At 62.1% G+C, this 13,689-nt stretch carries 14 protein-coding genes; 6 read left to right on the top strand and 8 right to left on the bottom strand.

What is annotated here, in order from left to right; all coding sequences use genetic code 11:
- Nucleotides 1-11: 11 nt before the first annotated feature.
- From C1J04_RS07130 to C1J04_RS07115, 4 genes are all read left to right on the top strand, one after another.
- Nucleotides 12-692: a type 1 glutamine amidotransferase gene (locus C1J04_RS07130; protein ID WP_009826567.1), complete on the top strand. Its 681-nt coding sequence runs from the start codon at nucleotides 12-14 to the stop codon at nucleotides 690-692.
- Nucleotides 692-2,050 carry a glutamine synthetase family protein gene (locus C1J04_RS07125; protein WP_037944976.1) on the top strand — a complete coding sequence of 453 codons (1,359 nt, stop codon included), beginning with the start codon at nucleotides 692-694 and terminating at the stop codon, nucleotides 2,048-2,050. The genes C1J04_RS07130 and C1J04_RS07125 overlap by 1 nt, the downstream gene beginning before the upstream one ends.
- A 73-nt stretch (nucleotides 2,051-2,123) precedes the next feature.
- Nucleotides 2,124-3,428: an NAD(P)/FAD-dependent oxidoreductase gene (locus C1J04_RS07120; protein ID WP_009826565.1), complete on the top strand. Its 1,305-nt coding sequence runs from the start codon at nucleotides 2,124-2,126 to the stop codon at nucleotides 3,426-3,428.
- A 95-nt stretch (nucleotides 3,429-3,523) separates the two neighbouring features.
- Nucleotides 3,524-4,702: a DegT/DnrJ/EryC1/StrS family aminotransferase gene (locus tag C1J04_RS07115; RefSeq protein ID WP_009826564.1), complete on the top strand. Its 1,179-nt coding sequence runs from the start codon at nucleotides 3,524-3,526 to the stop codon at nucleotides 4,700-4,702.
- 106 nt (nucleotides 4,703-4,808) lie between these two features.
- Here C1J04_RS07115 and phaR read toward each other — a convergent pair whose 3' ends face one another.
- From phaR to C1J04_RS07100, 3 genes are all read right to left on the bottom strand, one after another.
- Nucleotides 4,809-5,375 (bottom strand): polyhydroxyalkanoate synthesis repressor PhaR, encoded by a 567-nt coding sequence (gene phaR, locus C1J04_RS07110; protein WP_005852439.1) that lies wholly within the window; start codon nucleotides 5,373-5,375, stop codon nucleotides 4,809-4,811.
- Between the two features lie 133 nt (nucleotides 5,376-5,508).
- Entirely contained in the window at nucleotides 5,509-5,952 is a 444-nt protein-coding gene (locus C1J04_RS07105) for a phasin family protein (RefSeq protein WP_005852437.1), read from the bottom strand.
- A gap of 151 nt (nucleotides 5,953-6,103) precedes the next feature.
- Complete coding sequence (locus tag C1J04_RS07100) at nucleotides 6,104-7,909, bottom strand: PHA/PHB synthase family protein (protein ID WP_009826562.1); 1,806 nt, start codon at nucleotides 7,907-7,909, stop codon at nucleotides 6,104-6,106.
- A gap of 104 nt (nucleotides 7,910-8,013) precedes the next feature.
- Here C1J04_RS07100 and phaZ point away from each other — a divergent pair, with 104 nt between their 5' ends.
- Both phaZ and C1J04_RS07090 read left to right on the top strand, forming a co-directional pair.
- On the top strand, nucleotides 8,014-9,330 hold the full coding sequence (gene phaZ / locus C1J04_RS07095) for a polyhydroxyalkanoate depolymerase (RefSeq protein WP_037954307.1): 1,317 nt from the start codon (nucleotides 8,014-8,016) through the stop codon (nucleotides 9,328-9,330).
- On the top strand, nucleotides 9,330-9,920 hold the full coding sequence (locus C1J04_RS07090; protein WP_009826560.1) for a DUF6151 family protein: 591 nt from the start codon (nucleotides 9,330-9,332) through the stop codon (nucleotides 9,918-9,920). The genes phaZ and C1J04_RS07090 overlap by 1 nt, the downstream gene beginning before the upstream one ends.
- Before the next feature lie 21 nt (nucleotides 9,921-9,941).
- Here C1J04_RS07090 and C1J04_RS07085 read toward each other — a convergent pair whose 3' ends face one another.
- From C1J04_RS07085 to C1J04_RS07065, 5 genes are all read right to left on the bottom strand, one after another.
- On the bottom strand, nucleotides 9,942-10,652 hold the full coding sequence (locus C1J04_RS07085; protein WP_009826559.1) for an alpha/beta fold hydrolase: 711 nt from the start codon (nucleotides 10,650-10,652) through the stop codon (nucleotides 9,942-9,944).
- 65 nt (nucleotides 10,653-10,717) lie between these two features.
- On the bottom strand, nucleotides 10,718-11,326 hold the full coding sequence (locus tag C1J04_RS07080; protein WP_009826558.1) for a hypothetical protein: 609 nt from the start codon (nucleotides 11,324-11,326) through the stop codon (nucleotides 10,718-10,720).
- 35 nt (nucleotides 11,327-11,361) lie between these two features.
- Nucleotides 11,362-12,111, bottom strand: a complete 750-nt coding sequence (locus C1J04_RS07075) for an alpha/beta hydrolase (protein ID WP_009826557.1) — start codon at nucleotides 12,109-12,111, stop codon at nucleotides 11,362-11,364.
- Between the two features lie 2 nt (nucleotides 12,112-12,113).
- Complete coding sequence (locus tag C1J04_RS07070) at nucleotides 12,114-12,347, bottom strand: hypothetical protein (RefSeq protein WP_009826556.1); 234 nt, start codon at nucleotides 12,345-12,347, stop codon at nucleotides 12,114-12,116.
- A gap of 58 nt (nucleotides 12,348-12,405) precedes the next feature.
- A complete protein-coding gene (locus C1J04_RS07065) occupies nucleotides 12,406-13,686 on the bottom strand; it encodes an MFS transporter (RefSeq protein WP_009826555.1) in 1,281 nt (426 codons plus the stop codon).
- Nucleotides 13,687-13,689: the final 3 nt, after the last annotated feature.

The following is a 13,689-nucleotide window of genomic DNA, read 5'->3' as shown; positions in this document are numbered from 1 at the left end:
AGATGCCCCCCATGAAAATCGGTATCCTTCAAACCGGCCACTCCCCCGACAACATGACGGACGCGCTTGGCGATTATGGCGATATGTTCGTCAAATTGCTGGGCGGGCACGGGTTCGACTTCCAGATCTGGTCCGTGGTCGATGGCGACTTCCCCGCCTCGGCGGTGGATGCGGACGGCTGGCTGATCACCGGATCGAAACACGGTGCCTACGAAGATCACGACTGGATCCCCCCGCTGGAACAGCTGATCCGCGCCATCCACGAGGCAGGCCGTCCGCTGGTCGGCATCTGCTTTGGCCACCAGATCATTGCACAAGCCCTTGGCGGCAAGGTCGAAAAATTCGCCGGCGGCTGGTCCGTGGGCCGCACCGAATACACCATCGACGGAGAGACCCTGGCCCTGAACGCCTGGCATCAGGATCAGGTCACCCAACTGCCCGAGGGGGCCAAGGTGGTCGGCGCGTCCGACTTCTGCGCCAATGCGGCACTGCTGTATGATGATCACATCTGGACCATCCAGCCCCACCCCGAATTCACCCAAGACTTTATCGACGGGCTGATCCGCACCCGCGGCAAGGGCGTGGTGCCCGATCACCAGCTTCAGGCGGCCTCTGCCCTGCTGGACGCCCCCACCGACAATGCAAAAATCGCCGACCATATTGCAGATTTCCTCAAGAAAGAGAGATTATGATGTCCGACTGGCTTGAAGAGCTTCCCCCCGCAGCACGCGAATATCTGGAGGGCAAGCGGCTCGACGAAGTTGAATGTATCATCCCCGACCTCCCCGGCATCGCACGCGGCAAAGCGGTGCCCGCCACAAAATTCGCACGGCAGGAATATTTCCACCTGCCCGACAGCATCTTCTACCAGACCATCACCGGTGAATGGGGCGACGCCGCCGGTGCCGACGGGTTCATCGAAAAAGACATGATCCTGCGGCCCGATATCTCGACCGCGACCGCCGCCCCCTGGACCGGCGACTGGACGCTGCAAGTGATCCACGACGCCTTTGACCGCGACGGCAATCCGGTCGAATATTCGCCGCGCAATGTGCTGAAACGCGTTGTCGATCTTTATCGCGCGCAAGGGTGGGAGCCGGTTGTCGCCCCCGAGATGGAATTCTTTCTGGTCGCGCGCAACCTCGACCCCGCGCATGAGATCAAACCGATGATGGGCCGCTCCGGCCGCCCTGCTGCCGCGCGTCAGGCCTATTCCATGACCGCTGTCGATGAATTCGGCCCCGTGATCGACGACATCTACGACTTTGCCGAAGCGCAGGGGTTCGAGATTGACGGTATCACCCAGGAAGGCGGCGCGGGCCAGCTTGAGATCAACCTGATCCACGGTGACCCCGTGCGGCTGGCCGACGAGGTATTCTATTTCAAACGTCTGATCCGCGAAGCCGCCCTGCGCCACGATTGCTATGCCACCTTCATGGCGAAACCCATCGCCAACGAACCCGGCAGCGCCATGCATATCCACCATTCGGTGCTGGATGCCACGACGGGCAAGAACATCTTCTCCGGCCCGCAAGGCGGCGAGACGGACGCGTTTTACCACTTTATCGCCGGCATGCAGAACCACATGCCCGACGCGCTGGCCGTCATTGCGCCCTATGTGAACAGCTACCGGCGCTACGTCAAAGACCATGCCGCGCCGATCAATCTGGAATGGGGCCGCGACAACCGCACCACCGGCATCCGCGTGCCCCTGTCCGGCCCCGCGTCGCGCCGGGTCGAGAACCGCCTCGCCGGGATGGATTGCAACCCCTACCTCGGCATCGCCGCCTCGCTCGCCTGCGGCTATCTGGGCCTGATGGAACAGAAAAAGCCCAAAGCCGAATTCAAGGGCGACGCCTATGACGGCGACGGGGATATCCCGCAGGTGCTGGGATCCGCGCTGGATCTGTTTGAAGAGGCCACGACCCTGCACGAGGTGTTGGGCCCCGAGTTCGCCCGCGTCTACGCCATCGTCAAACGCGCAGAATACGAAGAGTTCCTGCATGTGATTTCCCCGTGGGAACGCGAGCACCTGTTGATGAACGTCTAGGCCCGCCGCACCCGCGGGAGCCTTCGGCGAGGATTTAAGACCATTTGGAAACGGCCAAGGGGGCCGATCTGCAATGAACCTGCTATACGCAAACGACGCGCCGGGCCTCTATCCAGACAGCTGGTACGCCGCGACCGCAACCCCGACCGATGCCTACCCCACGCTCAAGGGCGATCAGCGCGCGGATGTCTGCGTTGTGGGGGGCGGCTATACCGGCCTGTCGGCTGCGCTGCATCTGGCACAGGCCGGTCGTCGCGTCGTGCTGGTCGAGGCGCAGCGCGTGGGCTTTGGGGCCTCGGGGCGCAATGGCGGGCAATTGGGGAGCGGTCAGCGCGTCGAACAGGACGCGCTGGAAAAGATGGTCGGACGCGACGCCGCAACGCGCCTATGGGATCTGGGCGAGGACGCCAAAGCGCTTGTCAAAAGTCTGATCAAGACCCATGACATCGATTGCCACCTCAAGCCCGGCGTCGCCTGGACCGCCAGTTCTGCCGGTGACGTAGAGCATCTGCACGCCTATGCCGGCTTCTTGCAGGACCGCTATGGCTACGACCGGATAGAGGTGTTGGACCGCGACGCGCTGCGCAACGTCTGTGCGTCGCCTGCTTATCGCGGCGGCATTCTGGATATGGGGGCCGCGCATCTGCACCCGCTCAACCTTGCCCTCGGGCTGGCACGGGCGGCGCAGGCAGCAGGGGTCGAGATCTATGAACGCAGCGCCGTGCATCACATCACCGAAGGCAGCCCCGCCACTGTGCAGACCGATGGCGGGCGGGTGACGGCGGACCATGTGATCCTGGCCTGCAACGGCTATCTGGGCGGGCTGAACCGCAAGGTTGCGGCCAAGGTCATGCCTATCAACAACTTTATCGTCGCTACCGAACCCTTGGGCGACCGCGTGAAAGACGTGTTGCCCCGGGATGTCGCCGTGGCCGATAGCAAATTCGTGGTGAATTATTTCCGGCTCAGCCATGATGGGCGGCTGCTGTTCGGCGGCGGCGAAAGCTATGGCTACCGCTTCCCCAGCGACCTCGCCGCCAAGGCGCGCAAACCCATGGGCCAGGTTTTCCCCGCGCTGCGCGACGTCAAGATCGACTACGCCTGGGGCGGCACGCTGGCGATCACCATGAAACGGCTGCCCTTTCTGGCCCGCGTGGCCCCGAACATCCTGTCGGCTTCGGGCTATTCCGGCCACGGCGTCGGCACCGCGATCCACGCAGGGCAGCTGATGGCCCGTGCGATCCAGGGCGATGGCGACGGCTTTGACACGATGAGCGCCCTGCCCACGCCGACCTTCCCCGGCGGCGGCGCGCTGCGCAGCCCGCTGCTTGCGCTCGCCATGAGCTGGTTCAGCCTGCGCGACCGTCTGGGGATATAGTCACAAAACATTCATGAAGCGGAACGGGGAAAAGGCTTGGTCCCATAGGCGCATTGCTTTACCATTCTGAAAACAAACATTCAGGATATTGAAATATGACCCTGCCCGACATGCACAGCGCCGAAGCCATTCCCGACACAGCCCGCGCCGAGATAGAGCAGCTGCTGCAAAGCGGCGATCTGTTTCGCTACACCGCTGCCGCCGATGCGCCGGTGTCCCTGCTGGAGGCCGAGTTTGCGCAGATGATGGGCAGCCGCTATGCGCTGGCGGTGTCGTCCTGCTCTGCCGCGCTGTTTCTGTCGCTGCTGGCGCTCGACCTGCCGCAGAATGCCAAGGTGCTGATCCCCGGCTTTACCTTCGCGGCCGTGCCCTCTGCCGTGATCCACGCCAATTATACGCCGGTGCTCTGCGAGGTCGGGGAAAACTACCGTATCGATATGGCGGATTTCGCCGCCAAGCTGCCGGGTGTCGACGCGGTGATCATCAGCCACATGCGGGGGCATACCTCGGATATGGATGCGATCATGCAGCTGTGCGATGCCGCAAACGTGCCGGTGATCGAGGATGCGGCTCATTCGCTCGGCACCCTCTGGCACGACCGCAAGATCGGCACCATCGGCAAGATCGGCTGCTTTTCCTTCCAGTCCTACAAGATGGTCAACGCGGGCGAAGGCGGCATCCTGATCACCGACGACGCCGATCTGGTGGCCCGTGCGATCATCATGTCCGGTGCCTATGAACACAACTGGAAGAAACACCCCGGCATCGCGGACGCCTGCGCGCGCTGGCAAAACAAACTGCCGCTTTATAACCTGCGTCTCAATAACCTGTCGGCGGTGCTGGTGCGGGCCCAACTGGCCGAACTGCCCCGCCGTGTGGCCGACGGGCTGCGCAACCACGACTATGTCGCGGCCAAGCTGAACGCCGCCCCCCAGATCGACGTCCCCGCCCCCCTGCCCCCCGAAACCCGCGCGCCGGATTCCATACAGTTCAATCTGGTCGGGCTGGACGATGCCGCCATCCGCGCCTTTGCCGAAGCCAGCGCCAAGGCCGGCGTCAAGGTTCAGGTCTTCGGCCAAAGCACCGACAACGCGCGCGCCTTCTGGAACTGGCAGTTCATCGAAGACCTGCCCGACCTGCCCCGGACCCGCGCCATGTTGATGACCGCCTGCGACGTGCGCCTGCCCGTGCAACTGCAACCAGCCGAGCTCGACGCGATTGTGAATGTGCTGCTCGGGGCGCTGGCGACGGTGACGAAATCCGCCGCGGCCTGAGGCTTCATTTTGCCAGATAAACTCCCGCCGGAGGCATCCGGCAGACACACCAAAGCCCACCCGTCAGCGGGTGGGCTTTAACCGTTCAAACGGGGGCCAATCGCCGTCACTTCAGCTTGGAGAGTTTTTCCTGCAGCTCGGCGAGTTGTTGTTTGATCGCATCCAGACTTTCGGCGTCATCGCCCTTGGCGCTGGCGGGGCGCTGGTCGGTCTTGCCCATGCCGTTCCAAGGCGTCGGCATATTGCCGGTCATCGCCTTCATGAACGCCTCTTGCTGGGCCTGCATGACCTCGAAACCGGGCATCTTCGCCATCGGGTTGATCGTGTTCATGTTCTCAAGCACCCGCGCCTGACCGTCGCGCAGCATGTCAAACGATGTCTTGAGGAACTGCGGCACAACGCTCGCATCGGGGGACATATAGCTGCGCACAAGATCGTTCAGCACATCCACCGGCAGCACGGATTCACCGCGGCTTTCGTGTTCGGCGATGATTTGCAGCAGATATTGGCGGGTCAGATCGTCACCTGATTTCAGGTCGACAATCTGCACCTCGCGCCCGTCGCGGATAAACCCCGAGATATCATCCAGAGTCACATAGTCACTGGTTTCGGTATTATACAGGCGGCGGCTGGCATATCGTTTGATAAGCAGGGGCTTGACTGTTTCGGTCACGGTAGATCCTTCCCAAATAGCATGCTGCATTGCAGCTTAGGGCAGCTTAAATGAAAAAGATAGGTGCCACAAAAAAGGGCAGACCGCAAAGTCTGCCCTGATCAATCTTTACCTGAACCAAAGGCCGGTGCGATTACTTCGCAGCGGCTTTCTTTGTGGCGGCTGTCGCGTCGGATGTCGCTTTTTTCACAGCAGCTGTTGCTTCTTCGGACATGTCTTTGCCCGCAGCCATCATCAGCTCGACTGTGTCCATCTGGACCTTTTTCGCGATTTCAGCGAAAGCGGCCATATGCTCGGACGCGACTTCAGCAGAGGCCGAGGTGAACTCGGTCATTGCTTTGGCGTAATCTGCTGGCTCTTGCTTGGCTTTCGACATCTCGGACATTTTTGCCAGAGTGTCTTTTGTCCATTTGCTGGAAATCTCGGCGGATTTCTCGGCAGCGTTCAGCGCTACGCCGGACAGCTTTTCGTTCAGTGTCGCGGTTGTTTTGAACGCGTCGTTCATTGCGGATGTGTCAACTGGGAATGCACCCATCATGTCTTTCATCATCGCGGCGAAATCTGGTGTCTTCGTCATGGTAAACTCTCCTTCTGGGGTCAAGCGGCGTCTACCGCTACGTTATGACTACCCCATAGATAGATGCTGCGGTGCGGCATTGCAAGTTTTTTCTGCAATGCAGCATCAGGCCATTCCGGCCCACCGCCCCATAAAAAATTGACTAATCAGATCAGCCCCTTGCCTTGCGCACCACATAGGTCCCCGGCGCGTCGCCCAAGGTATCACGGCCCTTTTCACCCGGAATACGGGCATCGACTTTCCCGTCAGAGCGATTCTCTAGCCACGCGCCCCAGCGGGGCCACCACGACCCTTCCTGGAACTTTGCCCCCTCCAGCCAGTCCTCGTGATCCAACGACAGGTTGTCGTTTGTGTAGTGGCCGTATTTGCCTTTGCTCGGCGGGTTCACGATCCCCGCGATATGGCCAGATTGGGTCATCACAAAGGTCTTGTCCGCGCTGCCCATCATGCGCACACCGCGATAGCTGTCTTTCCACGGCGCGATGTGGTCGGTCTCGCAGCCGATGGCGATCAGCGGCACGTCGATATCCTCCAGCTTCAGACGATGACCCAACAGTTCAAAGCCGCCCTCGACCAGCTTGTTCTGCTGGCAAAGCCCGCGCAGATACTCCATCGCCATGCGCTGCGGCAGGTTCGCCCCGTCGCCGTTCCAATACAGCAGATCAAAAGCCGGCGGCGTGTCGCCCAGCATGTAGCTTTTGATCGCGGGGCCATAGACCAGATCATTCGACCGCAAGAAAGAGAACGTCCGCGCCATGATGACCGAGGGCAGAATCCCCTTGTCCTTGGTCTCTGCCTCGATCCCGTCGATAAAGTCATCGGTCAGGAAGGGCTGGAACTCCCCCTGATCGGAAAAATCGGTGAGCGCGGTAAAGAAGGTCGCGGATTTGACGGATGTATCGCCGCGCTGCTTCATCAAGGACAGCGTCAGCGACAGCGTGGTCCCCGCGATGCAATAGCCTACGGCGTGTACCTGTTCCTGCGCGGTGATCTCCTTGACCTCGCGGATCGCGGTCAGGAACCCGTCCTCGATATAGTCGCCCATGCCGATGTCACGATGACTTTGGTCCGGATTGACCCATGACACCATAAACAGCGTATAGCCCTGATCCACGATCCATTTCACCAGGCTGTTCTGGGCCTTGAGATCAAGGATATAGAATTTATTGATCCAGGGCGGGAAGATCACGATCGGCGTGGCGTCGACCTTTTCGGTGCTGGGGCTGTATTGGATCAGCTCGAACAGATTGTTGCGATAGACGACCTTGCCGGGGGATGTGGCGATGTTGCGGCCCAGTTCGAACGCGCTTTCATCGGCCAGCCGCACGATCAGCTCGCCGTTATTCGCCTCCAGATCGGCAATCAGGTTCTCCAGCCCGCGGATCAGGCTTTCGCCCTCGGTCGCGACAGCGCGCTCCAGCGCATCGGGGTTGGTGGCCAGAAAATTGGTCGGGCTCATCATGTCGATGATCTGGCGGCTGAAGTATTGCAGCCGTTTCTTTTCATGCGGGGCCAGATCGGCCACGTGATCCACCGCTTGGCCCAAGGCCTCTGCGTTGATCTGGTACTGCTGTTTGACAAAGTTGAAATAGGGGTGCGACTTCCACAGCGGGTTGGCAAAGCGGCGATCCTCGGGCGAGGTATCTTCCGGCGCGGCCAGCTTGCCTTTGGCCAGCGCCTGCTGCGCCTCCATAAAGTGGCCGACGGATTTGCTCCAGTAGGATACCTGCTGTTCGATCATCTTGGCGGGGTTCTGTACGGCTTCGGTCCAATAGGACGCGGCGGCCTTTGCAAACAGCTCTTGATTCGGGCCGTCCAAACTCGCCTGATGCGTGTCCCGCCCGACCATGATCTGCGACAGCCGCGCGCCAAGCGCTTCGACCTTACGCAGGTTTTCCTCCATACGTTCCTGTGCCTTGGAGCTCTCTGCGTCGGTCTTGGTTGTTTTTATTGTCATAGTAACCGTTCCTCCCTATGTTTGCACCTGCAGCATCGCGCCGACCTTTGGGGGAGGGTCTGACAAGATGCCGGGCACAAGGCCCCCAACAGGAGACCCCTTACATGAAGTATATGGCATCTTACGATTTAATGGAAACGATGAGAAACACCAACCAGTGGCTGGGTGCCACGGCGTTGGCGATGGCATCGTATCCCGCTTTTGCCGCCATCCCGAACCCTGCGCTGAACTGGATGGCCGCATGGGGCGAAGTGACCGAACGCAGCTTTTCGCGCATGGTGGTCAAACCTGATTGGGATATCCCCCCCGCCGTGGGCGTTGATGGTGCGGATCATCCCGTCCTGATCGAGAAAGAGCTGGAAGGTGCCTTTGGCGATCTGGTGCATTTCGTCGTACAGGGCCGCGACGCGCCCAAGCGCAAGATCCTGCTGGTCGCGCCCATGTCGGGCCACTATGCGACGCTGCTGCGGTCGACCGTGATCAGCCTGATCCCTGACGCGGACCTTTATATCACCGACTGGCACAACGCCCGCGACATCCCCGTCAGCGCCGGCAAGTTCGACGTAGAGGATTATACCCTGCGGCTCGTTGACTATATGCGCCATCTGGGCCCCGACGTGCATGTCATTGCCGTCTGCCAACCCGCACCGCTGACCCTCGCCGCGACGGCCTATCTGGCGGAACAGGACCCCAAGGCGCAACCAAGCTCGCTCACATTGATCGGCGGCCCCATCGACACCGCGGCCAGCCCGACAGAGGTGACGGATTTCGGTCACCGCGTGAACATGAACCAGCTGCAAGAGATGATGATCCAGCAGGTCGGCTTCCAGCACCAGGGCGTGGGCCGCAAGGTCTATCCCGGTCTGCTGCAGCTGAATTCCTTTATCACGATGAACGCCGAAACCCATGCCAAGGCCTTCCGCGACCAGATCATGCGTGTCGCACAAGGGGTGGCGGGCGACCACGACAAACACAACAAGTTCTACGACGAATACCTCGCCGTGATGGACATGCCCGCTGAATTCTACCTCTCCACCGTGCAGCGGATCTTCAAGGACAACGAGATCGGCACCAACAGCTTCTCGATCAAGGGTCAGCCCGTGGACATCGGCAAGATCACCGATGTCGCCGTCAAAACGGTCGAGGGCACCAAGGACGATATCTCGGCCCCCGGTCAATGCATCGCGGCGCTGAACCTCTGCACCGGTCTGCCCGACGACAAAAAGGCAAGCCACCTTGAAGACGGCGCAGGGCACTACGGGATCTTTGCCGGCAAAAGCTGGCGCGAGAATATCCGCCCGCTGGTGCTGAAGTTCATCGACGACAACCAGCGCACGGCCAAGGCGACAGCCCCCAAGGCCCCTGCGGCTCCGGCCAGCGCGGGTAAAACCTCGGTCCCCGCACAGAAGTCGACGGCATAATGCCCGCCGCGCCGCGTGACCTGCCCTTTGCCTGTGCCTGCGGCACGGTCAAAGGGACCCTGCGCGGCGTGACACCCTCGCGCGGCAGCCATGCCCAATGCCACTGCATCGATTGCCGCGCGGCCGAGGTCTACCTCGACCAGCCCGACCCCGCGCCACGGGCGATCCAACTGTTCCAGACCACCCCCGACAGGTTCCACTTCGACCAGGGTTTCGACAAATTGTCAGTGTTTTCCTTCGGAGAGACAAATCTGCTGCGCTGGTATGCCTCTTGCTGTGGCACGCCGATGTTCAACACGCTGCGCAAGCCCAAGCTCGCCTTTGCCAGCATCATGACCCGTACCCTGTCCGACCCTGCCCCGCTTGGGCCGATCGTCGGCACCGGCTATATCCCGACGCCCTCGGGCAAACTGCGGAACGAAGGGCTGCCACGGTTGATCTGGGGGGCGCTGTCGCGGGCGGCCGGGGCCAAGGTGACAGGCCGCTGGAAGGTAAACCCCTTTATCGATCCGGACACGGCAACGCCCAAACGCCCCGTGCACATCGTTCCGCGTGACCAGCGCAAGGCGATCACCGAGGCGCTGCGCTAACCGGCACTTGACCCGTCCCGATCACGCAGGGGTCAGGGGCATCTTCAACCATTCCTTGATCGCGGCAGTCGTGGCTTCGGGCTGTTCCAGCGTGGGCAGATGCCCTGCCCCCTCGATCACGCGCAAAATCGCATAGGGCAGCAGTTCAGCCATGAAACCATGGCGTTTGACGGGGTTGAGCCTGCCCACCTCGCCACACATCACCAACGTCGGCACCTTGCACTTGCGCAATACCGTCTGCTGGTCACGGGCCCGTTGCAAGGCGCGGGCTTGGCGCACATAGACTTCCGGCCCCAGCGTGTCGGCCATATCCAGCGCGATCTCCAAAATCGCCGCGCGGTTCGGACCGGGGGCGAGCCAGACGGGGTTCAGCTCTTCACGCATGGCATCGGCCAGCCGCCCCGACTTGACCTTGACGATCAACATCTCGCGCGCGGCGGCACTCTGCGGCGTTTCGGCCAGCGGGCTGGCATCGATCAACGCCAACCGCGTCAACCGATCCGGCGCACGGCGCAAAATCTCGAGCGCGACAGCACCGCCCAACCCCAACCCCGCCAGCGCAAAACGCTTGGGCAACTGGTCCAGCAGACCAGAGGCGATTTCCTCGATCCGCTCGCCTTGGGTAATCGGGGCGACAGTCACAGCGGTTTTCGCCGACAGCTCGGCGATCTGCGGCCAGAACACCCGCGCGTCAGACATAAGGCCCGGCAGAAGAACAAGAGGGTCAGCCATGTATGTCCCTGTCACTAGTCATAAATTCGCGTCACTTCGGGACACTGCTGCTGCGCCGCACCTCATCACGGATAGGCGATGCCACGCAAGGGCGGAAAATCGCCATAGCGCGCACGGCGCTGCGCCAGGGGCTCCGACGGCGACTTCCCGCCGCGCAACAGCATCCCGCGCGGCGCGATATAGCTTGAGATGCTGCGCAGCGGCTGCGGTCTCCACGTCAGGTTGAAGGCGGCGAGCTTGGGAAAGAACCACATCTCGGAATAGGGCAGATGGTCATGCACCCACCACGCCAGATCACGCCAGTCGCGCCCCTGATCATACTGGTCGGCAAACCACGGGATCACGATGGTCGCCCCCGCAATCGCCCCCGCGCCACGGTCCCAGATGTGACATTCGATCGGGTTGTCATTGGCCGCGCAATTCAGCTTGTGCCGGTTGCCATAGGCATTCAGCGCCGCCGACCGGTACCCCGACCGCACGGCGATGCGGCCAAAGGTTTCCTCTAGCGGGTCCAGCAGGGTCGTGCAAAAGGCCCGCCCGTTTTCAATGGCAAGATCGGGATTGTCGGGGATATTGGGCTGCCCGTGAAACCCCGAGATCTCGGAGTACATGAAATCGCGCATAAAGAAATGCCGCGACAGCCGGACCCGCCCAAAGGTTTCAAGGCTCCACATGCTGGCCGGTTTACGCATGGCAAAGCCCCTTATCCTCAGGTCGTGGCAGAGACCTCTTCCACCGCTTGGATCAGCAGCTCCAGACAGCGGTCGTCGGAAAAGCGGTGGTCCGCATCCTTGACCAGTTGCAACTGCATATCCGGCCCCTGCGCATGTTCCAGCAGACGCACGGCTGTGGCGACGCTGACAGCGGTATCTGCGGTGCCTTGCAGAAAGCGCGTCGGGAACGGCAGATGCAGCGGATCGCGCAGCACCAGCTGCTTGCGCCCGTCCTCGATCATCCGGCGGGTGATGATGTAAGGCTCCATATAATCGGATGGCAGTTCGACCTGCCCCGTCTCGGCCAGAGTCTTTTTCTGCGCTTCGGTGAAGCTGGCCCAATAGCCGTCTTCGGTAAAATCAGGGGCCGCGGCGATGGTCACCAGCCCCGCGATCCGCGCGGGCAGCGCGCGCACCAGCAGCAGCGATTGCCAGCCGCCCATGGATGATCCTACCGGCAGGATCGGGCCCTCGGTCAACGCCTCTACCGCGGCCAATGTGTCTTCGGCCCAATCGCCAATGCAGCCCTCCGTGAACGCGCCAGAGGATTCCCCGTGACCCGAGTAATCGAACCGCAAGAACGCCCGCCCCTCGCGTTTGGCCCAGTCTTCAAGGAACACCGCCTTGGTGCCCATCATGTCGGATTTCAGACCGCCCAGAAACACCACGCAGGGGCCTGTGCCTTCGGTCTTGTGATAGGCCAGCCGCCGCCCTTGGGGCGTCTCCAGATACATCGGCGCCGTCATCCTCAGCCCCCCAGATAGGTGCCCTTGGCGGGGCGATAAAAGATTTTCTGGTTGTGCAGACGGCCCAGCAGATCGTCGATCCGGCGCAGGCTGTCTTTGGCGGCATCGGCGGGCAGCATCGATGCGGTCTCGTCCAGCGCATCCATCGACAGATCGCGTTTGGTCACATGTAGCGCTGCCTCGATCAGGTCGATATCGCTGATCGTCAGCTCGAAGTTGCGGTTGTGTTTGGACATGGGCGAACCTCTTTGGATCAAATGCGCGCCCCAGTCATACGCCTCGCAGCCCCGACGATCAATCCGCCGCTTCGACTTCGTGCAGCCCAAGCGCCGCAATCGCGGCCCCTGCGGACATGACGGCGAATAGAACCAGCGTTGCCACCGGCCCGATCAGCGCGGCACCGCCCCCCGCCACGCCCGCGACCAACAGCAGCCCGCCAATCACCGTGTTGGACACGGCGGCATAGGCCGACCGCTGGTCCTTGGGCGACATATCCACCAGATAGGTAGACCGCCCCTGCCGCACCCCGTGATAGGCGATCATCAGGATGAACAGCACCAGCGGCATGGCCCAGATCTGCGTCGCCATCCCAAGCAGTGCCAGCGCCACCGCACCGACCATCGCCAAGGCCCCGACAATGCCGGTCAACATCAGCACACGACGGCTCGATTGATCCGACAGCCGCCCCCAGACGTACGAGCTTAACAGCGACGCCAAGGCCGAGGCGAGCACCAGCGCGCCAAGCTGGCCGAGGGCGGATTGGTCCTCGCCCCCCGCCAGTACCACAAAATACGGCGGCGCAAGCGATGTGGCGACCAGCAGCCCGCGCACCAGAATGAACCGCCGCAGGTTCGCGTCCTCCTTCAGGATAGAGAAACTGGCAGGCGTTGCTTTGCCGCCCTCGCTTTTGGCCTCGTCCAGCGTGGAAAACAACAGCGCCGCCCCGCCCCACAGCAGCGCGGCCAACGCAATCGCCGCAATCACCACGCCGCGATCCTGCACCAACCCCGACATCAGCAAAAGCGCAAGCACCAGCACCCCGGCAGAGGCGACAGACCCCGCCGTGCCCGTGATCGACCCGCGCCGCGACTTGCCCACGGTCTTGCCAAGGATATCCTTATACGACACCGAACAGGCCGCACGGCTGACCGCCAGCCCCGCCAGCGCCGCGCAAATCGCCAGCCCCGCCGCTGATCCGTCCAACGTGAGCGCCGCCAGTACGATCAGCGCCGCGAAGACGCCCTGCCCCGCAGATCCCGCGACCCACGCCCATTTACGCCGCGCCATCGCCTGCACCCAGCCCGCCATCACGATCTGCGGCAACAGCGCCCCCGCCTCGCGGATCGGCACCAGCGCCCCGGCATAGACCGCAGGCGCGCCAAGTGCCGTCAGCAGCCACGACAACATGAGCTTGGGGTCAATCAGCCCGTCAGCCACTTTGGTCATGGTCAGGCTGGCGATATGGCGCAGGGCGTTCGGGGCCTCGGCCTCTTGCGCATGGGGCGACAGATCCTGCGCGTCGCCCTCTGCCCCTGAAAGCGTCTCAAACGCCCGCTGCGCCACATCATCCTGCATGTC

The organism is Sulfitobacter sp. SK025 (assembly GCF_003352105.1).
Taxonomy (GTDB): Bacteria; Pseudomonadota; Alphaproteobacteria; order Rhodobacterales; family Rhodobacteraceae; genus Sulfitobacter; species Sulfitobacter pontiacus.
Note: the sequence above shows the minus strand (reverse complement) of the source record. Positions and strands in the feature narration are given on the sequence as shown.